Raw genomic sequence first — 23769 nt, 5'->3', positions numbered from 1 at the left:
CAGTCAATCTCAAAGCTGCTGACCCACCGCCATCGCGAGCAGGCTCGCTCCCACACTGGAACTTCAGCGGGCAAAAAAATGTGTTCGGCCCAGATTCCTCTGTGGGAGCAAAGCTTGCTCGCGATAGCGGTGGGTCAGCTTGCGGGGGTGTTGAATGTGCCTTCGCCATCGCGGGCAAGCCTTGCTCCCACAAGGTTTCCGGGGTGGGTTGGTAAGTAGGCTCAGTTCATAACCGTTCGGGATAAACGTTATGCGAAACCATTCTGTCAGCGGACGGCATTTCTGCCTGTACATGGGCGTCTTATCTGAGGAACCGACCGTTCAGGATCAGCGTTTCTTGAACGCCGTCAGGCTTAGGGCTTTAACCAGAGAAAAAAAGGAATCGGCTATGAACGCATTTCTACGCGCGATGATTTTGCTGAAGGTTTTGCTGATGCTGTCCCTCGGTTCGTCAGCGGCCTGGGCCGAATGCGATGAGCATGAAAAACAAGCGGTGAACGGACAGGTGGCGCAGGGCGAATGGATGCTTGCCGCCAACGAAGAACAGCAACCTGGCGATCAGGATGATGACGATTCGACGATTGATGATCCTGATGCCGGTGATGGTGATGAGGGTGATAGCCAGACGTAGGGTACAGACAACAAAAAACCCCTTCCGGCCGATTGATGTTGATCGGAGGGAAGGGGTTAGTTGTGTTCCGGCCTCATAGACCGAGGCGGTCGATTTAGGGCCGCTACGCGCCCCAGCGGGGATAAATCCCCTCGCCACAGGGGCGCGCCTAGTCCTTGACGGGTTTACGCCGCGCCGTCGAGGAATTGCTCGGCGTAGTGACACGCCACCTGCCGGTTATCCAGCAACCGCAAGGCCGGTTCTTCGGTCTGGCAGCGCTCGGTGGCGTACGGGCAGCGCTTGTGGAAGGCGCAGCCGGACGGTGGGTCGAGCGGGTTGGGCAGTTCGCCGACGATTTTGATCTTCGGCTTGTTCGGGTCCGGGTGGATGGTCGGGGTGGCCGAGAGCAGCGCCTGGGTGTACGGGTGCAGCGGACGGCTGTAGATGGACTCGTTAGGGCCCATTTCCACCGGACGGCCGAGGTACATCACCATCACGTCGTCGGCCACGTGCTGCACCACCGCCAGGTTGTGGGAGATAAACACGTAAGCGGTGTTGAACTCCTGCTGCAGATCCATGAACAGGTTCAGCACCTGGGCCTGGATCGACACGTCCAACGCCGACGTCGGTTCGTCCGCCACCAGCACCTTGGGTTGCAGCATCATGGCGCGGGCCAGGGCGATGCGCTGGCGCTGGCCGCCGGAGAACATGTGCGGGTAGCGCTGGTAATGCTCGGGGCGCAGGCCCACCTGCTTCATCATCGCCTGGACTTTCTCCCGCCGCTCGGTGGCCGACAGGTTGGTGTTGATGAGCAAGGGCTCGGCCAGTTGATCACCGACTTTCTGCCGTGGGTTGAGGGACGCGTACGGGCTCTGGAACACCATCTGCACGTCTTTGCGCAACTGCTTGCGTTCGGCCTTGTTCGCCCCGGCCACTTCCTGACCGGCGATTTTCAGGGAGCCGGTGGACGGTTCCTCGATCAGCGTCAGGGCCCGGGCGAGGGTGGATTTGCCGCAACCGGATTCACCCACCACGGCGAGCGTCTTGCCGGCCTCCAGTTCGAACGACACACCGTTGAGGGCACGTACGGTGGCATGGCCCTTGAACATGCCACGGGACACTTCGTAATGACGGGTCAGGTCACGGGCGGTAAGTACGACGGCCATCACGCCACCTCCTGATTCAACGGGTAGAAGCAGCGGGCGAGGCTGTTGGATTTCGGATCGAGGGCCGGGCGTTGTTGACGACAGTTGTCCTGCACGTACGGGCAGCGCGGCGACAGCAGGCAGCCCTGCGGACGATCGTAGCGACCGGGGACGATACCTGGCAGCGTCGCCAAGCGCTCGGCGCCCATGCTGTGTTCCGGAATCGCCGCCAGCAGTGCTTCGCTGTACGGGTGGGCGGGGATGTCGAACAGCTCCGGCACCTTGCCCACTTCCACCGCTTGGCCGGCGTACATCACGCACACACGCTGGGCGGTTTCAGCCACCACGGCCAGGTCATGGGTGATCAGCACCAGACCCATGTCCTGCTCTTTTTGCAGGGCCAGCAGCAGGTCCATGATCTGCGCCTGAATGGTCACGTCGAGGGCGGTGGTCGGTTCGTCGGCGATCAACAGTTTCGGCTCGCCGGCAATCGCCATGGCAATCGCCACCCGCTGGCTCATGCCGCCGGACAGTTGGTGCGGGTAGGCGTTCATGCGGCTGGCGGCGCCCGGGATTTCGACTTTCTCCAGCAGTTCGATGGCGCGCTGGCGGGCGGCCTTGCCGGACATCTTCAGGTGCAGGCGCAGCACTTCTTCGATCTGGAAACCCACTGTGTAGCTGGGGTTGAGCGCGGTCATCGGGTCCTGGAACACCATCGCCAGGTCCTTGCCGACGATCTGCCGACGCTGGCGGTTGCTCAGCTTGAGCATGTTCTTGCCATCGAAGTTCAGCGCGTCGGCGGTGACGATGCCGGGGTGCTCGATCAGCCCCATCAGCGCCATCATGGTCACGGATTTACCCGAGCCTGATTCACCGACGATGGCCAGTACTTCACCCTTTTCCACGCTCAGGTCCAGGCCGTCGACCACCGGCACGGCGGTGGCGTCGCCGAAGCGTACGTTGAGATTCTTGATTTCTAGCAGTGACATGGGAATCTCCTCAGGCGGCATTCTTGAGTTTCGGGTCCAGCGCATCGCGCAAACCGTCGCCCATCAGGTTGATTGCCAGCACGCTGAGCAAAATGGTCAAGCCAGGCAGGCTCACCACCCACCAGGCGCGTTCGATGTAGTCTCGGGCCGAGGCCAGCATGGTGCCCCACTCCGGGGTTGGCGGCTGGACGCCCAGGCCGAGGAAGCCCAGGGCGGCGGCGTCGAGGATCGCCGAGGAAAAGCTCAAGGTTGCCTGCACGATCAGCGGCGCCATGCAGTTGGGCAGCACAGTGATGAACATCAGGCGCGGCAGGCCGGCACCGGCCAGGCGGGCGGCGGTCACGTAGTCACGGTTGAGTTCGCCCATCACCGCGGCGCGGGTCAGGCGCACGTAGGACGGCAGCGACACGATGGCGATGGCGATCACGGTGTTGATCAGGCCAGGGCCGAGGATGGCGACAATCGCCACGGCCAACAGCAGCGAGGGCAGGGCGAGCATGATGTCCATCAAACGCATGATGGTCGGGCCGAGCAGGCGCGGGAAGAACCCGGCGAACAGTCCCAGCAGGATGCCCGGGATCAGCGACATCACCACCGACGACAAGCCGATCAGCAGCGACAGACGCGAACCCTGGATCAGCCGCGACAGCAAATCGCGCCCCAGTTCGTCGGTGCCCAGCAAAAATTGCATCTGACCGCCTTCGAGCCAGACCGGCGGTGTCAGCAAAAAGTCGCGGTATTGTTCGCTCGGGTCATGGGGGGCGACCCACGGGGCGAAGATCGCGCAGAACACGATCAGGGTCATGAACATCAGCCCGGCCACGGCGCCCTTGTTGCGGGAAAACGCCTGCCAGAATTCTTTGTAGGGGGACGGGTACAGCAGGCTTTGATCGACTGCTACCGAGGTAGTTGGAGTACTCATGGTTTTGATCTCAGCGCTGGTGACGAATACGTGGGTTGGCAAAGCCGTAGAGGATGTCCACGACGAAGTTGACCAGAATCACCAGGCAGGCGATTAACAGGATGCCGTTCTGCACCACGGGATAGTCCCGGGCGCCGATGGCTTCGATCAGCCACTTGCCGATACCTGGCCAGGAGAAGATCGTTTCGGTCAGCACCGCACCGGCCAGCAATGTGCCGACTTGCAGGCCGACCACGGTCAGCACCGGGATCAGCGCGTTGCGCAGGCCATGCACGAATACCACTCGCGAAGGCGACAGGCCCTTGGCGCGTGCGGTGCGAATGTAGTCTTCACGCAGCACTTCGAGCATCGAGGAGCGGGTCATGCGGGCGATCACCGCCAGCGGAATAGTACCCAGCACGATGGCCGGCAGGATCAGGTGGTGCAGGGCGTCGAGGAACGCGCCCGGCTCATCGGCCAGCAGGGTGTCGATCAGCATGAAGCCGGTTTTCGGCTCGATGTCGTAGAGCAGGTCGATCCGTCCCGACACCGGCGTCCAGCCCAGGGACACCGAGAAGAACATGATCAGGATCAGGCCCCACCAGAAGATCGGCATCGAATACCCCGCCAGGGAGATGCCCATCACCCCATGGTCGAACAGGGATCCTCGCTTGAGTGCCGCGATCACCCCGGCCAAAAGGCCCAGGATACCGGCGAACAACAGGGCGGCCATGGACAGTTCCAGGGTCGCGGGAAACAGGGAACTGAACTCGGTCCAGACGCTTTCGCGGGTGCGCAGCGATTCGCCGAGATCGCCCTGGGCCAGTTTGCCGATGTAGTCCAGGTACTGGGCATACAGCGGTTTGTTCAGGCCAAGGCGTTCCATTGCCTGAGCGTGCATTTCGGGATCGACCCGACGTTCGCCCATCATCACTTCCACGGGGTCGCCGGGGATCATGCGAATCAACGCGAAAGTCAGCAAGGTGATGCCGAAGAACGTGGGGATCAATAATCCCAGTCGGCGGGCAATAAAACTAAACATCTTAAGGTGTACCTCATCAGCCGGTTAGGCGTGCCCGACAGCTCCTGGATAAGAGTTGCCGGGCGTTTTCTTATCTACTTCACCTGGGTGGTGGCGAAGTTATTGGTCGTAAGCGGGCTAATCACATAGCCCTCTACGTTCTTGCGCATTGCGGTAAACATTCGGGTGTGGGCCATGCTGATCCACGGCTGGTCCTGGTTGAAAAGCACCTGGGCCTGTTCATAGAGCTTGGTGCGCTCCTCGGGGTTCACTGTGGCGCGGGCCTGATCGATCAGCGCCTGGAATTGCTCGTTGCACCAGCGCGCGTAGTTTTCGCCGTTCTTGGCCGCTTCGCAACTGAGCATAGGCGTCAGGAAGTTATCCGGGTCGCCGTTATCGCCCGCCCATCCGGCGGAAACCATGTCGTGCTCGCCGTTCTTGGCGCGCTTGAGCATTTCGCCCCATTCCATCACGCGGATGTCGACCTTGATCCCGACTTTGGCCAGGTCGGCCTGCATCATCTGCGCGCCGAGCATCGGGTTGGGGTTGGTCGGGCCGCCGCCGTTACGGGTGAACAGGGTGAACACAGTGCCTTCAGGTACGCCGGCTTCCTTGAGCAGTTGACGGGCTTTGTCCAGGTCCCGGGGCGGATTTTTCAGATCATGATTGAAGCCCAGCAGCGTCGGTGGGTACGGGTTGACCGCCACGGTGGCGTTGCCCTTGCCGAACAGCGCGTTGACGTAGGCTTCCTTATCGAAGGCCAGGTCGATGGCTTTGCGCACCCGCACATCGCTCATGTATTTGTGGCTGGTATTCAGGGCGGTGTAGGAAACGGTCATCGCGTCCAGTTCCGTCACCTTCAGGTTCGGGTCTTTCTTGATGCTGGGGATGTCATCGGGTTTTGGATACAGCGCGATCTGGCACTCGTTGGTCTTGAGCTTTTGCATGCGCACGTTGTTGTCGGTGGCGATGGCCAGGATCAGCGCATCGGCCGGTGGCTTGCCACGGAAGTAGTCCGGGTTGGCCTTGAAGCGAACCTGGGCATCCTTGTTGTAGCGCTGGAAAATGAACGGGCCGGTGCCGATCGGCTTGCTGTTGAGGTCGCCGGTCTTGTTTGCCTTGAGCAACTGGTCGGCGTATTCGGCCGGGTAGATCGAGGAGAAGGCCATGGCGATGTCCGCCAGAAATGGCGCCTCGCGGCGGGTCAGGCTGAACCTGACTGTGTGCTCGTCGACTTTCTCGACGCTCTTGAGCAGCTCTTTGAAGCCCATGCTTTCAAAGTAGGGGAAGCCTACGCTCGACAGCTTGTGCCAGGGATGATTCGGGTCCAGCTGGCGCTGAAAACTCCAGACCACGTCGTCGGCATTCATGTCGCGGGTCGGCTTGAAATAATCGGTGGTGTGGAACTTGACGCCTTTGCGCAGATGAAAAGTGTACGTCAGGCCGTCGTCACTGATGTCCCAGGATTCGGCCAGGGCCGGAATCACTTCGGTGGTGCCGGGCTTGAAGTCGGCCAGGCGATTGAAGATGGTTTCTGCCACGGCATCGGCAGTGACTGCAGTCGTGTACTGGACCATGTCGAAGCCTTCCGGGCTGGCTTCTGTGCAAACCACCAGGGGTTTGGCCGTGGCGCCTACGGCGACACTCAGCAACGCAGCGGCGATGGCTGCGCGTAGGGGATTCATGTTCATCGGCTATCCTCTGCAATCGGTTCAATGGCAAAAACCGAACGACCGACCTTGTGAGTCGGCCGTTCGGTGGATGGTTTAGAGAATGTTGAACGGGATGGTGGTGACCAGACGGAATTCGTTGATGTTGCCATCAGCCTGGTTTTCGCTGGCGCGGTGCGTGGTGTATGTCGCACGAATCGCGGTGGCCTTGAGCGGGCCACTTTGCACGGCGTAGGAGGCGCCAACACCGTATTCGTAGTGAGTTTCGCCGTCCATCAGGCTCAGGTCGCCGCGCTGGGTACCTGGTGCGGTGTAGGCCGTGCCACGGTAATGTGTGCCGTCGATGCCCCAGCCGCGTGCCTGATAGATGTTGAACTTCAGGCCCGGTACGCCGTACTCGGCCATGTTGAGGCCGTAGGCGATCTGGAACGATTTCTCGTTCGGGCTGTTGAAGTCCGACAGCAAGGAGTTGGCCAGGTAGATGCCATTGGTTTCGTGCAGGTAGTCGAAGTACTCGTCGCCGTTCACTTCCTGATAGGAGAACGTCAGGCTATGGGCCTGGTGAGCAAGGCCGAGCGACAGGGAGTAGGTATCGTTATCGATATTCCCCATCAGCTTTTTGCCCTCATCAACGGTTTTGTAGTAGTTCAGGCTGGTGGTCAGACTCAGCACCTGGCTGTCACCCAACTCGTGGGTCGCGCCAAAGTAGTACTGGTTCCAGAAGTCTTCAACATTGGCGCCATACAGGCTGGTTTTCAGGCTCTTGAACGGCTGGTAGTTCACGCCGGCGGTGAGGACTTTGTCGGTTTCCACGCCAGTGGCGGAGTACTCGCTGCGGAACTTCGACAAGCTCTGCTCGGTACGCGGCGAAACGCGATCGAAACCGGCCACGTCGAACGACAGGTTGTTGAATTCCTCGCTATGCAGACTCACACCTTCGAAACTCGAAGGCAGTGCGCGGTTGCCGATAACGTCGACGATAGGCGTACTGAAATTCTGACGTCCGGCGGTGAGCGTTGTATTCGATACGCGGAACTTGACGTTGGCCAGACCCAGCTTGCTCCACTGGTCGACGGCATCACCGTTGGAGTCGGCCAGGGTGCGGTTGGAACCGCCGGCGATGTGCTTGCGGTCTTGATCCAGCACGATGGCGTTGTAGGCGGCTACTTCCGTGCTGACGCCGACTGTACCTTGGGTAAAGCCCGAGGTGTAGTTAACGATGGTGCCCTGAACCCAGTTGATACGACGTGCGATGGGCGTAGCCGGCACGGAAGGATCATTTTTTACGCTGTTAGGCTTATAGCTGAATCGGTCATCACGACGTTTCAGTTCGTTGGCGTACCAGTTACGGGTCGTGCCGCCCAAGCTCTGTCCATCGATAAAACCTTTAGCCTCGCTTTGAGCGCTGCTGCCAGCCAGGGTGGTCGGGACGAATTCCTGACTTGCAGATTCAGCATAGGCCGTGGCCGTAACGCTGCTGATGGCCAAGGCCAGTAACGCGGTGTTGCTCAGTTTCATCGGTAACGCTCCTTTTCTTTCTTTTTTAATGCCGGTCTTTTTTAGTGATACGGCTATCGGTTTTTACAACTCATCTTGGCTTCGCAAACGTTTGCACTACGCCTGAACGGTGAATTTCGGCAAGACGTCTGCGTGAGGGCCCCAAATGGGGCCCTGCTGTATGGCTAATCAGTTATGGGTTCAGGCTGACGCCCGAGAACACGTTGCGACCGAAGGGGCTGACCTTGAACCCTTCGACTTTGGCGCTCAGCGGCTGGTTGACCGTCGAGTGAGCGACAGGGGTGATCGGCACTTGCTGCTTGAGCAATTGCTGGGCCTGTTTGTAGAGCACGGTGCGCTGGTCGCGATCGGTGACGACCTTGGCCTGCTTGATCAGCTTGTCGTAGTCCTGATCGCACCACATGGAGTAGTTGTTGCCGCCAATGGCATCGCAGCTGTACAGCGTGCCCAGCCAGTTGTCCGGGTCCCCGTTGTCACCGGTCCAGCCGATCAGGCTGACATCGTGCTCGCCGTTCTTGGTGCGCTTGATGTATTCGCCCCATTCATAGCTGACGATCTTCACCTTCAGGCCGATTTTCGCCCAGTCGGCCTGAAGCATTTCGGCCATCAGCTTGGCGTTGGGGTTGTACGGGCGTTGGACCGGCATGGCCCAGAGGGTGATTTCGGTGCCTTCCTTGACCCCGGCAGCCTTGAGCAACTCCTTGGCTTTTTCCGGGTTGTAGGCGGTGTCCTTGATCGTATCGTCGTAAGACCACTGGGTCGGCGGCATGGCGTTGACCGCCAGTTGCCCCGCGCCCTGGTACACGGCGTTGAGGATGCTCTGCTTGTTCACCGCCATGTCCAGCGCCCGGCGCACTTCGACCTGATCGAACGGTTTGTGACGGGTGTTATAGGCGATGTAGCCGAGGTTGAAACCGGGTTTCTCGATCAGTTGCAGTTTCGGGTCGTTCTTCAAGGCCGGCACATCGGCTGGACGTGGATGCAGGGTGACCTGGCATTCGTTGGCCTTGAGTTTCTGCACCCGTACCGAGGCATCGGTGTTGATGGAGAAGATCAGGTTGTTCAGCTTGACCCGCTCCGGCGCCCAGTACTGTTTGTTGGCGACATAGCGGATGTTGGAGTCTTTCTGGTAGCTCTTGAACTCGAACGGCCCGGTGCCGATCGGCTTCTGGTTGATGTCGCTGGGCTTGCCGCTCTTGAGCAACTGATCAGCGTATTCGGCCGACAGGATCGAAGCGAAGCTCATGGCGATGTTCTGGATGAACGCGGCGTCCACGCTGTTGAGCGTCATGACCACGGTCAGCGGCCCGGTGGCCTCGACCTTGGCGATGTTCTTGTTCAGGCTCATGCCGTTGAAGTATGGAAACTCGGTCGGGTAGGCCTTACGGAAGGGGTGCTGCGGGTCAAGCATGCGGTTGAAGGTGAACAGCACGTCGTCGGCGTTGAAATCCCGGGTCGGCGTAAAGTAATCGGTGGTATGAAACTTCACCCCTTCGCGCAGGTGAAAGGTGTATTTCAGGCCGTCTTCGGAAATGTCCCAGCTAGTCGCCAGACCAGGTACGACGTTAGTCGCGCCCTTTTCAAACTCGGCCAGGCGGTTGTACAGCGGTTCGGCGGCATCGTTGTCAGTGGCGGTGGTGTATTGCGCGGTGTCGAAACCGGCGGGGCTGCCTTCGGAACAGAACACCAGGCTGCCGCCGGCGGCCTGGGCCATGGAAGTGGCGGCCAGCAGGCCGGTGCCCAGCAATGCGGATAAAACCAAGGTATGGCGCATGACGCTCCCTCTCTCTATGGGGTGTTTAACAGTGACAGGCGCCCTTGCAGGACCTGTCCGGGCACTGAGTTCAATCCATTGCGAACAGCGATGCCGCAGCGCCAGCAGATCGACCTGGCTCCCGACGGTATGGGCCGCGGGCCAGGCAGTAAATGCGTAACGCCTGAAAGACTTGTGGGAAAAGGCGATACGTCCTAAACCAGCTGCTGTGGTACGCAGTGCTTTTGGATGTAGGCGTTTTCCTGAGTCTTGGTCTCGGCAGATAAAGCAACGGCGCCGTCAGAAACGCCGCCGTTGCCTACCTTTATTTGCTGACGCTGACGCCGTAGAAGGAGTTCAAGCCAAACGGGCTGATCTTGAAGTCCTGCACATTGGCGCGCATGGGTTGATACACCGTCGAGTGAGCGATAGGTGTCATCGGCACAGCGTCCTTGAGGACGTGTTGCGCCTGTTTGTACAGTTCGGTGCGTTGGGCCTGATCAGTGGTGCGCTTGGCCTGCTTGACGAGGTCGTCGAACTTCTTGTCGCACCATTTGGAGAAGTTGTTGCCGGCCAGCGAGTCGCAGCCGAACAGCACGTTGAGCCAGTTGTCCGGGTCACCGTTGTCACCGCTCCAGCCAATGATCATGGCCTGGTTCTCGCCGCCCTTGGAGCGCTTGATGTACTCGCCCCATTCGTAGCTGACGATGTTGACGTTCAGGCCGATCTTCTTCCAGTCGGACTGCAGCATTTCAGCCATCAGCTTGGCGTTCGGGTTGTACGGACGCTGTACCGGCATCGCCCACAGGGTGATGTTGGTGCCTTCCTTGACGCCGGCTTCCTTGAGCAGCGTCTTGGCTTTCTCAGGGTCGTACTTGGCGTCCTTGATGGTGGTGTCGTAGGACCATTGGGTCGGCGGCATGGCGTTGACCGCCAGTTGGCCAGCGCCCTGGTAGACCGAATCGATGATCTGTGGCTTGTTGACCGCCATGTCCAGCGCCTGGCGAACTTTCAGGTCGGCCAGAATGTTCGGCTCATTGCTGCCCTTGATCTTGTCCATCACGTTGTAAGCGATGTAGCCCAGGTTGAAACCCGCCTGGTCAGGCATCTTCAGTGCCTTGTCTTCCTTCAGCGCCTTGAGGTCGGCTGGGCGTGGGAAGAGGGTGACCTGGCACTCGTTCTTCTTCAGCTTCTGGATGCGTACCGATGGGTCGGTGGTGATGGCGAAGATCAGGTTGTCGATCTTCACGTCTTCAGGCTTCCAGTAATCCTTGTTCCCGGTGTAGCGGATGTTGGAGTCTTTCTGGTAACTCTTGAACACGAACGGGCCGGTGCCGACCGGCTTCTGGTTGATGTCGGGGGCCTTGCCTTCCTTGAGCAGTTGGGCCGCGTACTCAGCGGACTGGATCGAGGCGAAGCTCATGGCCATGTTCTGAATGAACGCGGCGTCAACATCCTTGAGGGTGAACTTGACGGTGTGGTCGTCGACTTTATCGATCTTGGTGATGTTGGTGTCCATCCCCATGTCGGTGAAGTACGGGAATTCGGTCGGGTAGGCCTTACGGAACGGGTCATCCTTGCTGATCATGCGATTGAAGGTGAACAGCACGTCGTCGGCGTTGAATTCACGAGTCGGCTTGAAATACGGGGTGGTGTGGAACTTGACGCCTTCACGCAAGTGGAAGGTGTAGGTGAGGCCGTCTTCGGAAATGTCCCATTTGGTCGCCAGGCCAGGAATCACAGCGGTGCCGCCGCGTTCGAACTGGGTCAGGCGGTTGAACATGGTTTCTGCAGAGGCGTCGAAGTCGGTTCCGGTGGTGTACTGACCAGGGTCAAAACCGGCCGGGCTCCCTTCGGAGCAGAACACCAGGTTAGTCGCCGCATGGGCGAAAGGTGCGCTGGCTAATAAGCCTGCGCCGACTAAAAACGGAATGACCGCGTGTTTAAGCATGTTGGCCTCATGATTTGTTGTCATTTTTGGATTTGAGGGCGACCTCGTGAGTCGTCCTGCGGATACTTATGCAGGCCCCATACCCAATGCAAGATCCAGAGCGGTTACAGGCCTGAAACAGTGGCACGAACGTACCTTAATGTCGCATCTGTGTAACTTCTGACGCATTTGATCGTTTGCGTGGCCGTTTTTGATACAAGTCGCGCCCGATTCCTGTGCGCCTCGAAGGTATTTGTGCACCGTATTGGGGCAGGTGTCACCCCATGAAACCCGCGAGATAGAGGGGTGCAACCCAAGGGTCCTTGTGTGTTTAACCACGCGGCCTTTGTGTGTATTGCGCGCTACTGCATGTGACTGATCCTCTGTGGGAGTAAAGCTTGCTCGCGATGGCAGCCTGACAATTACCCCTCCATCTCCAGACCGGTGGTCCGTACAGCCCCCTTGTTTGCGCATTCATTCATTGACGCCAGAATAATGGCTATCTAATATCGCGCCACTATTTTGATGTCACTTTCTGGCCCGGGGGTAAGCACCTGCCTTCACCCACCCCTGGAGCAAAGTCGTGTCTGGTTTTGCCGCCGCTCGACATTCGCATGGAAGTGCTTCTTTAAATTCCTGCTGCAACGAGACCCGATCATGGACGACCGCCAACACGCCTTTCTGGCCCGCCAGCCTTCTGCTGCCTTGCAAACCCGCGAGCACTTCTGGGGCATGCCCAAGCGCGGCCTGGCGTTCCTGTTGGCCAACGTCATGTTCTGGCAACCGCTGTGGGCCCAGGCCGAAGGCATTGTGGTCAGCGCGCCCGGCACTGGCCTGGACCGGGCCGGCAACGGCGTGCCCATCGTCAACATCGCCAAGCCCAACGGCAGCGGCCTGTCCCACAACCAGTTCAAGGATTACAACGTCGGCAGCAACGGTGTGATTCTCAACAACGCCACCGCCCGCACCCAGTCCACCCAGTTGGGCGGGATCATCCTCGGCAACCCGAACCTCAATGGCACGGCGGCCAAGACCATCCTCAACGAAGTCAACGGCGGCAACCCGAGCCAGTTGCGCGGCTACACCGAAGTGGCGGGGCAATCGGCCCACGTCATCGTCGCCAACCCGTACGGCATCACCTGCAACGGCTGCGGTTTTATCAACAGCCCGAAAGTGACCTTGAGCACCGGTAAACCGGTGGTGGAAAACGGTCGGCTGGATCGTTATCAGGTGGATAAAGGCAGCGTCGCCATCGAAGGCGCAGGCCTCAACGCCAACAACGTCGACCACTTCGAAATCATCACCCGCAGCGCCAAGATCAACGCCGAGATCCAGGCCAAGAACCTGACGATTATTGCCGGACGCAATGACGTCAACGCCGACACCTTGAGCGCCACCGCCCGCGCCGATGACGGCAGTGCTAAACCGGAACTGGCCATCGACTCCTCGGCGCTGGGCGGGATGTACGCCGGCGCCATCAAATTGGTGGGCACCGAGGCCGGTGTTGGCGTGAAGCTGGACGGAAAACTGATCGCCAGTGGTGGGGATATTCAGCTCGATGCCAATGGGCATCTCAGCATGGTCGACACCTCGGCCAGCGGCGCCGTCAAGCTCAAGGCTGCCAGCCTCGACGCCCGTGGTCCGGTCTACGCCGGCACCACGTTGAACGCGCAAACCCAGGGCAACCTGACCAACCGGAAAACCCTCGCGGCGCGCAACTCCATCACCCTGAATGCCGGTGGGCAGTTGAGCAACAACGGCATCATTGAGGCCGGGGTCAATGCTGATAACTCGCGCAATGCGGCGGGGGATGTGAGCGTTACTGCGCAAACTCTGAGCAACAACGGCAAGAGTGTGATCGCCAGTCGCAATCTGACGGCCAATGTTGCGCAGACGTTGAACAACCAGGGGGGGACCTTGAGTGCGGGGCAAACCGGCACGGTAAAAGCCGGGACGTTGGATAACCAGAGCAAGGGGCGAGTGCTGAGCAGTGGTGCGTTGAGCGTGACGGCCGATAAGCTGCTCAACACTCAAGGCGTGGTCAGCAGCAACGGCAACCTGACGGCCAATGTTGGGCAGTTGAACAATCGCAACGGCCAGCTCAACAGCTTGAGTGACGTCACCTTGAATGTCGCCTCGCTGGATAACACCGCAGGTCGGTTGCTCAGCGGTGACGCACTCACCGCCAGCATCTCGGCGCACCTGCTCAATCAGGCTGGGTTGCTGTCATCGACCGGGCTGCTGACCCTCAATGCGGCGAGCCTGGACAACCGTCAGGGCGGCGTCATTACCACCGCCCAGGCAGCGAGTCTTAACGTAGGCAGCCTGGATAACCGGGGCGGTGAAGTGTCGAGCCAGGGCGTCCTGGCGCTGGCCGGCACCGAGCTGGACAACAGCGATAGCGGCAAACTGATTGCCTATGGCGACCTGAGCCTGACTCTCGAACGCGTGAACAACCAGGCCAAGGGTTTGATCTCCAGCCGCGCCGCTCTGGCTATTGATGGGGGGCAACTGGATAACCGCCAGGGATCTCTTTATGCACAGCAAGGACTGAATCTGGACCTGCGTGGACAACTGCTCAACGCCCAGGGCAGCGTGAAAAGCGACACCACGGCCAGCGTCAAAGCGGGCGAGATGAATAATGACGGTGGTCAGCTTTCCAGCCTGGGCGCGTTGAGCATCGACAGCGCCGCGTCACTAAGTAACGTCGAAGGCAGCCTGATCAGCAGCGACACGCTGTCGTTGAAGGCCGGCCAGGTGAATAACGCCGCTGGCCGCATCGCCAGTGAAAAAGCTCTGGACGCCAGTGTTACCGGTCTGGATCAACAACAAGGTGAGTTGTTCAGCAACACCAGCCTGAGCCTGGACATGAACCAGGGCCAGTTGAACAACCAGGGCGGCCTGATCAACGCCTCGGGTGCGTTGCTGCTGAACAACCTCAAGGACGTCAACAACCAGAACGGTGAAATCTCCAGCCAGCAAGCCTTCACCCTGGCGGCGCAGAACTTCGATAACAGCGGCGGCAAATTGCTGAGCAATCAAGGCCTGGTGCTCAGAACCGCCCAGCTCCTCAACAACGCCCGGGGCGTCATCTCGGCGGCGTCCGTGGACAGCCGCAGCAACAGCCTGGACAACAGCGATGGCCTGATCAGCAGCCGCGATCAACTCGACCTGACGGTCGACACCCTGCTCGACAACCAGCGCGGCTCATTGATCGCCGACGGAGCCCTGCTGTTGGTCGCGGATCGCCTGGACAACCGCGCCGGGAGCATCGCCGGCAAGACCGGGCTTGAGGCCACCGTCACCTCGCTGGATAACCGCGAAGGCACGTTGATCAGCACCGATGCCTTGACGCTCAAGGCGACCAGTCTCGACAACCGTCAGGCCGGTTTGATCGGCGCGACAAAAGCGCTGGATCTCGATGTCGACGACCTCGACAACCGTGGCGGTGAGCTGTCGAGCAACGCAGACGTCACCCTGATCAGCCAGAACCTCGACAACAGCGATGGCGGCCAGGTATTCGCCGGCCAGGCGCTGAAGCTGACCGTGGATAAACTGCTCAACCGCACCAAAGGCCTGCTCAGTGCCAAGGCTGGACTCGAGCTGGATGGCGGCTCCCTCGACAACAGCGGCGGCTACCTGATCAGCCAGCAGAACCAGCGCATCAACCTGAGCCGCGATCTGCTCAACACCCAAGGCCAACTCAGCAGCGAAGGCACGCTGAATGTCAGCGCCGCCAACCTGACCAACACCGACGGCAGTCTGTCCAGCGCCGCCGACCTCACCGTGAAAAGCCTGGGGCGTCTCGACAACCAGGGCGGCGAACTGGTCACCGACGGCGCGCTGCTGCTCACCAGCGCGGCGCTGGACAACCGTCAGCAGGGCAACATCAGCGGCAAAGGCACGGTGAGCGTCACCACGGGCGCGTTCGATAACAGCCAGAGCGGTCGCCTCAACAGCGGCAGCACGCTGAACCTCGTGGCTGGCCAAGTCACCAACCAGGATGGCGGGAGCATCGGCAGCCAAGGCGCGTTGACCGCGTCGGTGTCCGGTCTGGATCAGCAGGGCGGCAAGCTGTTCAGCAACACCTCGCTGAGCCTGGACCTGAACAATGGCCAGCTCAACAACCAGAGCGGTTTGATCAACGCCCCCGGCGTGCTGTTGCTGAAAAAACTCAACGGCGTGAACAACCAGGGCGGTGAAATCTCCAGCGCCGAAGCCTTTACCTTGGCGGCCAATAATCTCAACAACGACAGTGGCCGGTTGCTCAGCAGCCAGGGCCTGACCCTGCGCATCGCCCAGGCGCTGAACAACGTCAAAGGCCTGATCGGCGCGGCGACCCTGGATGCCACAGCGCAAAGCCTGAACAACAACGGCGGCACCCTCACCAGTCGCGGCAACCTCGACCTGACGACGATTGGGCAACTGGATAACCAGGCGCAAGGCCTGATCAGCGCCGCGCAATTGCTCACGCTCAACAGCGGTGATCTGAACAACCAGGGCGGCAGCGTGCTGGCAGGCGGCACCTTGGTCCTCAACGCCATGGCCCTGAACAACAGCGCCGATGGCCTGATCAATGCCCAGGGCGACCTTACCCTCGGTGCCGAGTCCCTGGATTCCAGCGACGGCGGTGAAGTGTCGGCCAAGGGCGACATCAGCCTGACCCTCGCATCGCTGACTCAAGACGGCGGCCGCCTGTTGGGAGAAAAAGCCGTCACCCTGAACCTGGGCAACGGCGACCTGAATAATCGCAATGGCTTGATCACCGCCAAAGGCCCGCTGACCTTCAACGCCCTGCGCGACCTGAACAACCAGGGCGGCGAAATCTCCAGCAGCCAAAGTTTCAACCTGCGCGGCCGGACGCTGGACAACAGCGGCGGCAAGCTGATCAGCAGCCAGAACCTGAGCTTCGACGGCAAAACCCTGGTCAACCAGAACGGCTTGATCTCCGGGTGGCAGGGGTTGCAGGTCAACGGCACCAGCCTGGACAACCGCAACAACGGCACGCTTTCCAGCCGCGACGGTAATTTGAACCTGACTCTGCTGGGCAACCTGCTCAACAGCAACGGCGGTGCGCTGGTAAGCCTGGGCACCCTTGATGTGAAGGCCGTTGCGGTGAACAACTCACAAAAAGGGGTGCTCAGTAGCGGCGGCGCCCAAAACCTCATCCTCAGCGGCGCCCTCGACAATGGCCAGGGTGGCCTGATCGACAGCGGCGCGGGCCTGATCATCAAGACCACGGCTCTGGACAACGCCAGTGGTGCCATCAACGCTCAACAAGCACTGACCCTTAACGCCAACGACCTGGATAACCGCCAAGGCAACCTGATCGGTAACGCGGCGGTCAACCTGAACCTCAACGGTGCCCTCGACAACAGCGGCGCCAAGCTCGCCAGCGCCGGCCCGCTGACCGTTAAGGGCGCGACGACGATCAACAACCAGAGCGGCCAAATCGCCAGCCAGGATCAAATGACCCTGACCACCGGCTCCCTGGACAACAGCAACACCGGCACCGTCGCCGCCAAAAACGCCCTGGCAATCACCGCCACTGGCGCCGTGCAGAACCATACCAACGGCCTGATCTACAGCCAGACAGCCGACGTCAAACTGAAAGCCGCGAGCTTGGCCAACGGCAAGGGCGAGATGCAAGGCCAGACCGGCCTGACCGTCGAGCTGAGCGGTAACCTGGACAACCAAGGCGGCAAACTCATTGCCCAGACCGGCGATGTCAGCCTCACCGCAGCCAACATCGACAACCGCGGCGGCACCCTTGCCGCCCTCAAGGGCGCCCTTGAAGCGCGCACCGTGGGCGTGTTGCGCAACGGCTTCGATGTGAACAACAAGGGCGGTGTGATCCAGGCGCAGAGCCTGAACATTCGCGCCTTGGCCGGCCTGAACAACAACGGTGGCCGAATCGCGGCCCAAACCGGCGATGTCGTCATCAACACCGCCGACTTGAACAACCGCAACGGCGGCCTCTACGCCACCGGACTGCTCAGCGCCACCGGCGCCAGCCTGGACAACACCGCCGGCCAGATCGCCGGCAACCGCATCGACCTCGGCCTGAGCGGTACCCTGACCAACCGCAGCGGCATCCTCGAAAGTGACAGCACCCTGGCCGTGCGCGCCGCGAACCTCGACAACCAGAGCGGCAAATTGCGCGCCTTGGGCACCGGCGGCAAAACCGACTTCCAGATCGGCAGCCTCTTCGACAACCGCAACGGCAACCTGGAAACCGCCAACACTCATCTGACCCTGGCCGCCAACAGTTTCCTTAACAGCGGCGGCCAATTGCTGCATCTGGGCGACGGTACGTTCGACATCTCCCTGCCCAACGTCACCGGCGCCGGCGGCACCATCGTCACTCGCGGCGGCCTGACACTCAACGCCGACACCTGGACCAACACCAGCGTCATCCAGGCCGGGCGGCTGAACGTCAACGTCAAGAACTTCACCCAGACCGCGACCGGGCAACTGCTGGCTTCGACGCGGCTGGAGGGTAAGGGCGGGAACTGGATCAACCATGGGTTGATCGCCAGTGATGGCAGCATGGGCTTGCAGTTGACCGGGCGGTATAGCGGCAATGGCCGCGTCACCAGCTTGGGCGACATGACGGTAGACGCCGCCGCGATCGACCTGAGCAGCGTGGCAAGCATTACCGGCGGCGGGACCACGACGATTGGTGGCCGCGGTGGCTTGAGCAGCCTGAATAACTACGGGCGGCTGACATCGGCGGGTGCGCTGAATATCAATGCGGGTACCGTCAATAACTACGGGACCGTGGCCGGCGCGGATGGATTGAAACTGACGGCTTCGACATTGCTGAACGACCAGGGTGGGTTTTTGTTCAGCGGTGGGGATTTGAAGTTTCGGGTGGGGAGTTTGACCAACCGTAAGTCGGATGTTTATGCGTTGGGGGATATTGATGTAGCACGCAATGACCTGGGTGGACGGTCGGCGCTGATGGAAAATGATTCGGGCACTATGGAGAGTGGACGGGATTTTTCTATTAATGCGGATTCGATTATTAATAAGCGGGGGGATTTTAAGACTGAGGCGGAGTTGTATTCTTCGGCGATAGGGATTCAGTGTTATAGCTGTGATTCGCTTCCCCGTTATTGGACGCGTGAGCAGCCGGTATCGCATTTTGTATATGAGAAGAAGTACCGAGTAGTAGTTTCGGGAGATACCACAGCCCACGCGGCCTCGCTCAGTTCCTCTGGTAATTTTGTAGTTAGAGGGGGTTCATTTTTAAACTCAAATTCATCGATTGCAGCGGCGGGTAATATAGATATTTCAGTGATGGATTTTGAGAATTCAGGCACGGCTCTAGGGGATTATGTAAGTAGGGAATATTATTCGTACTACAAGCCTACATATAATGAAATGGCTGAGTTTGTAAAATATAACGTCTATAATGATGCCGATTACAGTGGTGGCATGCATTTTTGGAACGCGTCTGGCACTGAGACTATTATCTATTCTCAGAGCGGAGTGCTAGGGGCGAAGCCGTTTGAAAAGGAATACTTTCAGATTTTTGGCCCGATCATTATAGCGCTTGGCGGAAATGTGAGTAAACGTATCCCTGAAATAGAGTTTGCCGCATCCCAGTATTCGACTGGCATTAAAAGTGCGTTGCCAAGCTTTATAAAAAATTCCACTCCGTTTGATCAAATAGTTGTTTCCTCCACCTCATCCGACAACTTTGCTCCGGCCATCATCCAAGCCGGCGGCAACGTCTCCATTACCGCAACAAACAAAATCACCAACGGCGTAGAGCGCCCCTTCTCCACAGGCATATCGACCTCATCCCGTAACACCACAACCGCCGCGTCAGGATCAGGCAGAACCACGGTCGTCACACTGAACAGCCAACTCCCACCGGACCTGGCTCAACAACAGATAAACCCCCTGACACTTCCCGGTTTCAGCCTCCCGACCGGGCAAAATGGCCTGTTCCGATTGAGCGGGCAGGGTTCCAGCAATGCCTCGGCATCCCCGGCTCCGGCCGTGCCGCAGAACTGGACAATTGGCAACGCCAGCGTGAGCGCATCGGATCGCTCCACCGTCGCCCCAATCGCTAATGTGCGCGATATTCAGGTCACCGACGTCACCCCGCTTTCGGCCTCTGATCGTCAGTTGCAGCTATTGAATGGTGACAACGCTGGCGGGTCCGCCTTCCAGGTAACCTCTCCAGCAGGCGGTGGCTCTGCAGGAACCCCAACACCTCCGACCAGCCAGACCCTGGCACGAGTCACGGGCCTGCCGAGCGCAACGGTTACCTCGAAGCCGCATAAATACCTGATCGAGACCAACCCGGTCCTCACCAATCTCAAGTCATTCACCAGCTCGGATTATTTGCTGACCAAACTCGGCTACGACCCCGACATCAGCGCCAAACGCCTGGGCGACGGTCTGTTCGAACAACGTCTGATCCAGCAAGCCGTCGTCGCCCGCACCGGCCAACGCTTCATCGACGGCCAGACCTCTGACGACGCGATGTTCAAGTACCTAATGAACAACGCCCTCGCTAGCAAAGACGCCCTCAACCTGTCGATGGGCGTCACCCTCACCGCCCAGCAAGTCGCCGCGCTGACCCACGACATCGTCTGGCTTGAAGAGCATGAAGTGAACGGTGAGAAGGTGTTGGTGCCGGTGTTGTATATGGCGCAGGCCAACAATCGTTTGGCGCCTAATGGTGCGTTGATTGCCGGCCAGAACGTCACGTTGATCGCCGGTAAGGATCTTGAGAATGCTGGCACCCTCCGGGCCACCAATAACCTCTCCGCGACCGCCGGCCAGAACCTCGCCAACAGCGGGTTGATCGAAGCCGGAAACCGTCTCGACATGCTGGCTGGCAACGACATCGTCAATAAATCCGGCGGGATCATCGCTGGGCGTGACATCAGCATGAACGCGATAGTCGGAGACGTGATTAACGAGCGCACCATCACCACTGCCAGCTTCAGCAACAAAGGCTACAACCAGCTAAAGGACTACGCGGACAGCGCTTCGCGCATCGAAGCCGCCAATGATCTGACCATGGGCGCCGGTCGGGACTACAAGAGCGTTGGCAGCGTCATGGTCAGCGGTCGTGATACCCGGATCGATGTTGGACGGGATGTCAATATCGTCTCGGCTCAACAGCAAAGCTCCAGTACGGGTGGGATTCGCAGAAGCTCGATCACTCAACTGGGCTCGGACCTGGACGCCGGTCGCGACGTCGTTGTGAATGCTGGCCGAGACTTCAACGCCATTGCCAGCCAGATCAGCGCTGATCGCAACGTAGCCCTGGCCGCCAACGAGAATATGACGGTCTCTTCCGGCGCCGACGAATCACACTATTACTACAAGTCGAAAAAGGTCACGTCCCAGAAAGATCACGTCAAACAGATCGGCAGCACCATCAGCGCTGGGGGTAATGTGTCGATGAGTGCCGGAAAAAACATGGCGCTCATCTCCAGCCGCGTCACCGCCGGTGATGAAGCTTACTTGGTGGCTGGCGAAAATCTTGACTTGTTGGCTGCGCAAGACAGTGATTACTCGCTGTATCAGAAAAAGAAAAACGGCAGTTGGGGAAAGAAACAGTTCCGGCGTGATGAGCTGACCAAGGTCACCCATGTTGGGAGCCAGATCACCACGGGTGGGGATCTGATTTTGCTCAGTGGAAGTGACCAGCGCTATCAAGTCGCCAAGCTGAACAGTGGCGATGACCTGACAATACACAGCGGGGGGGCGATCACCTTCGAGGGCGTCAAGGATCTAGATCAGGAAAGCCATACCAAGAGCAACACCAGCTTGGCCTGGAACTCGATGAAGGGTAAAGGTCACACTGATGAAAACCTCCGCCAGAGCCAACTGGTGGCTCAAGGCGACTTGGTCATTAAGGCTGTCGATGGCTTGAACATCGATATCAAGCACATCAATCAGAAGACCGTCAGTCAAACCATCGACGCCATGGTCAAGGCTGACCCGCAACTGGCCTGGCTCAAGGAGGCCGAGCAGCGCGGTGATGTGGATTGGCGGTTGATCAAGGAAACTCACGAGTCGTTCAAGTACAGCAGCTCGAGCCTTGGGCAGGGTGCGATGCTGGCGATTATTATTATTGTTACCGTATTGACGGCGGGAACCGCCAGTGCGGCGGTGGGTTCCGCAGCCAGTGCGACGGCGGGTTCCGGCACGGCAATGGCTGCGGCCAGCTCCACTGCAGCAGCAGGATGGGGCAATATCGCTGTCACTTCCATGATCACCACGGCGGCCAGTGGTGCTGCGATCAGCACTATCAATAATAAGGGCGACCTTGGTGCTGTTGTTAAAGATGTTACGTCTAGCGATAGCCTCAAAAATATTGCGGTCGCAGGCATTAGTGGCGGTCTAGGAGGGGCAAATGTCGGTGCCCGCCTAGCGGTCAATGCGGCTTTGAAGACAATTGTCGACGGCGGGAAGTTTAAGGACAACTTGGGACAGGCTGCGGTGGCGTTGGCCGCTGATATGTTGGCAGGTGCCATTTATGCACAAGTAGGGGACAGTCTTTTAGGAAGTGGTCTCCCCACCAAAGTCGCAGTTCACGCCATCGTAGGTGGTCTGATTGGAGAGGCCGCCGGAGGTGATTTCACTACTTCAGCGTTGGCTGCCGGAGCCAATAAAGCCTTGATTCAGATGGTTGGGGACAAAATTTTCCCTGGTGTTGCGCACGAGCAAGTGCTGGCTATGACCTCTCAACTCTTGGGTATGACGGTCGCGGCGGCGGCTGGTGGGAGTGATAAAGACCAACAGGTCGCGGGTTGGGTGGCGCAGATGGCCACAGTTCATAACTATCTGACCCACAAAGAGGTTGAGAGTCTAATCGAAGAGTCAAAAACCTGTGCTGCCACAAATACTTGCGATCAGGTTAGGGAAAAATATGCAGATCTGAATGATGCTAACGAAACGCGACTAAAGTCGTTTTGTGAGAGGGACCCTAATGGGTGTATAGCTGAGTTTAAAGATCTAGTAGTGGAACTCGACAAAACTCAGGAACTACTTGCTCAGGGGCGAGTATCCGGTGATATCCCTGGCCAGATGAAAGGGGTATTAACCGTAGCGCAGCTAATGAATGCGACTACCAAAATTCGGCTCGCAGAGATGGGGCTGGCGTCAGGAGCATTCCAAGCCGCTAGCAATCTCGCAGGGCAGGCTGGGATCGATGTAAAACCCGAAACCGTAGGTGATTTTGCCAAGTGGGCGGCTATACTCTTTGGGGGAGGGAGGGCGATTGGTGCAAAAGAGCCGACCCGCTTCATTGATGGAGTGAAGGTTGTTGATCAAAAGACCGGGCAGGTTTTGCAAGGTACTGTTGATCTCGGCCCAACCTTAGACCGGATAAAGTCGGGTGGTTCGTTTCCCCATCGAAATGACGGGTCTATATTCCAGAATCGTGCTGGCGATTTGCCGCAGAAATCCGCCGGTTACTACACGGAGTACGTGCACCCAACCCCTGGTGTTTCAGGACCAGGGCCCCAGCGAATAGTTGTAGGGAAGAGTGGTGAGATGTTCTACACGGCTGACCATTACAAAACATTTATTCCGATTAACAAATAAACTAGGGAGTGAGAATGTTTCCGTTCAAGTTTTCTGATGTCGCGCCCTCATACAACACTGCGGAGGTCTTCTATGTGCGTATTGATCCGGAGATCTCCCTCCCGGGAGAGTTGTTGAGGGCGCTATATTACCTACTGTGGCTCCCAGGGTATTTTGGATTCAACTGGGATGCTCTGTATGACTGCTTGAGAGATCTTGAATGGATCCCATGCCGCAAGGTGGTTCTTGTGCATAAAAATCTTCCAGATCTGCCAGAAGAAGAGTTGAAGGTTTATCTGAAGGTGTTGCGCGACGCGATTCTTGATTGGGCGGCAGATGAGGAACATGAATTGGAAGTTTTCTTTCGAACAGCTGATCGACGTGCAGTGGAGGCACTTTTAACGAGTTAGCTCAAGCGGTGCAAAAGCGACAGCTATCGAGTTTTTGCCCAAAGCTACTAGAAAAAAAGAAAACGGGGACAGACCACGTTTTTTGTAATGTATTTTGCGGGGCTGAAACAGTAGAAAATATAAGGAGGTGATGTCTTTTTCTGGGTTGACTAAGCTTTTGAATCGACTTGTATGAGAAGGACTCTCCCTATATGCCACGTAGAGCGCGCGTCTTGATACCGGGTGTACCCTTGCATCTAATTCAGCGAGGGAATAATCGATCG

General features: G+C 58.7%; 12 protein-coding genes. 3 read left to right on the top strand and 9 right to left on the bottom strand.

The genetic code is table 11. The annotated features are described in order from the left end of the window. Positions 1–388: 388 nt before the first annotated feature. Positions 389–631 (top strand): hypothetical protein, encoded by a 243-nt coding sequence (locus T3A99_RS18495; RefSeq protein ID WP_274090023.1) that lies wholly within the window; start codon positions 389–391, stop codon positions 629–631. A gap of 164 nt (positions 632–795) precedes the next feature. On the opposite strand, the gene T3A99_RS18490 is transcribed toward T3A99_RS18495, so the two are convergent. The 8 genes from T3A99_RS18490 to T3A99_RS18455 all read right to left on the bottom strand — a co-directional run bounded on the left by T3A99_RS18490 (position 796) and on the right by T3A99_RS18455 (position 11558). Continuing rightward, on the bottom strand, positions 796–1776 hold the full coding sequence (locus T3A99_RS18490) for a peptide ABC transporter ATP-binding protein (RefSeq protein ID WP_047229032.1): 981 nt from the start codon (positions 1774–1776) through the stop codon (positions 796–798). Continuing rightward, on the bottom strand, positions 1776–2744 hold the full coding sequence (locus T3A99_RS18485; RefSeq protein WP_173406555.1) for an ABC transporter ATP-binding protein: 969 nt from the start codon (positions 2742–2744) through the stop codon (positions 1776–1778). The genes T3A99_RS18490 and T3A99_RS18485 overlap by 1 nt, the downstream gene beginning before the upstream one ends. Before the next feature lie 10 nt (positions 2745–2754). Continuing rightward, positions 2755–3666, bottom strand: coding sequence for an ABC transporter permease subunit (locus tag T3A99_RS18480; RefSeq protein WP_047229030.1), 912 nt, complete (start codon positions 3664–3666; stop codon positions 2755–2757). A gap of 10 nt (positions 3667–3676) precedes the next feature. Then, positions 3677–4687 carry an ABC transporter permease subunit gene (locus T3A99_RS18475; RefSeq protein WP_107321871.1) on the bottom strand — a complete coding sequence of 337 codons (1011 nt, stop codon included), beginning with the start codon at positions 4685–4687 and terminating at the stop codon, positions 3677–3679. 74 nt (positions 4688–4761) lie between these two features. Beyond that, complete coding sequence (locus T3A99_RS18470) at positions 4762–6357, bottom strand: ABC transporter substrate-binding protein (RefSeq protein WP_076383542.1); 1596 nt, start codon at positions 6355–6357, stop codon at positions 4762–4764. A gap of 75 nt (positions 6358–6432) precedes the next feature. Next, the gene (locus T3A99_RS18465) at positions 6433–7854 is read right to left on the bottom strand and encodes an OprD family porin (protein WP_274090022.1); all 1422 of its coding nucleotides are present in this window, start codon (positions 7852–7854) and stop codon (positions 6433–6435) included. Positions 7855–8026: 172 nt separating this feature from the next. Then, positions 8027–9628 (bottom strand): ABC transporter substrate-binding protein, encoded by a 1602-nt coding sequence (locus T3A99_RS18460; protein WP_322834669.1) that lies wholly within the window; start codon positions 9626–9628, stop codon positions 8027–8029. A gap of 304 nt (positions 9629–9932) precedes the next feature. Further along, positions 9933–11558, bottom strand: coding sequence for an ABC transporter substrate-binding protein (locus T3A99_RS18455; RefSeq protein ID WP_322834668.1), 1626 nt, complete (start codon positions 11556–11558; stop codon positions 9933–9935). 636 nt (positions 11559–12194) lie between these two features. Between T3A99_RS18455 and T3A99_RS18450 the strand changes: the two genes are divergently transcribed. Together T3A99_RS18450 and T3A99_RS18445 are read left to right on the top strand one after the other, a co-directional pair. Next, on the top strand, positions 12195–23117 hold the full coding sequence (locus T3A99_RS18450) for a filamentous hemagglutinin N-terminal domain-containing protein (RefSeq protein ID WP_322834667.1): 10923 nt from the start codon (positions 12195–12197) through the stop codon (positions 23115–23117). 14 nt (positions 23118–23131) lie between these two features. Beyond that, entirely contained in the window at positions 23132–23506 is a 375-nt protein-coding gene (locus tag T3A99_RS18445) for a barstar family protein (protein WP_322834666.1), read from the top strand. Here the strand turns inward: T3A99_RS18445 and T3A99_RS18440 are convergent. Beyond that, positions 23495–23769, bottom strand: a 275-nt coding sequence (locus T3A99_RS18440; protein ID WP_322834665.1) for a hypothetical protein, incomplete at its 5' end; no start/stop codon positions are given. The two genes, T3A99_RS18445 and T3A99_RS18440, sit on opposite strands and share 12 nt — an antisense overlap.

The sequence above is a fragment of the Pseudomonas sp. N-137 genome, from assembly GCF_034555295.1.
Lineage (GTDB): Bacteria > Pseudomonadota > Gammaproteobacteria > Pseudomonadales > Pseudomonadaceae > Aquipseudomonas > Aquipseudomonas rhizophila.
This window is presented reverse-complemented; position numbering and strand designations above follow the sequence as displayed.

Bases quoted from the DNA above. Each gene is read 5' to 3' on its own strand.
- T3A99_RS18445 (WP_322834666.1), top strand. From the start codon at position 23,132: ATGTTTCCGTTCAAGTTTTCTGATGTCGCGCCCTCATACAACACTGCG.
- T3A99_RS18465 (WP_274090022.1), bottom strand. From the start codon at position 7,854: ATGAAACTGAGCAACACCGCGTTACTGGCCTTGGCCATCAGCAGCGTT.
- T3A99_RS18495 (WP_274090023.1), top strand. From the start codon at position 389: ATGAACGCATTTCTACGCGCGATGATTTTGCTGAAGGTTTTGCTGATG.
- T3A99_RS18480 (WP_047229030.1), bottom strand. From the start codon at position 3,666: ATGAGTACTCCAACTACCTCGGTAGCAGTCGATCAAAGCCTGCTGTAC.
- T3A99_RS18475 (WP_107321871.1), bottom strand. From the start codon at position 4,687: ATGTTTAGTTTTATTGCCCGCCGACTGGGATTATTGATCCCCACGTTC.
- T3A99_RS18460 (WP_322834669.1), bottom strand. From the start codon at position 9,628: ATGCGCCATACCTTGGTTTTATCCGCATTGCTGGGCACCGGCCTGCTG.
- T3A99_RS18470 (WP_076383542.1), bottom strand. From the start codon at position 6,357: ATGAACATGAATCCCCTACGCGCAGCCATCGCCGCTGCGTTGCTGAGT.
- T3A99_RS18455 (WP_322834668.1), bottom strand. From the start codon at position 11,558: ATGCTTAAACACGCGGTCATTCCGTTTTTAGTCGGCGCAGGCTTATTA.
- T3A99_RS18485 (WP_173406555.1), bottom strand. From the start codon at position 2,744: ATGTCACTGCTAGAAATCAAGAATCTCAACGTACGCTTCGGCGACGCC.
- T3A99_RS18450 (WP_322834667.1), top strand. From the start codon at position 12,195: ATGGACGACCGCCAACACGCCTTTCTGGCCCGCCAGCCTTCTGCTGCC.
- T3A99_RS18490 (WP_047229032.1), bottom strand. From the start codon at position 1,776: ATGGCCGTCGTACTTACCGCCCGTGACCTGACCCGTCATTACGAAGTG.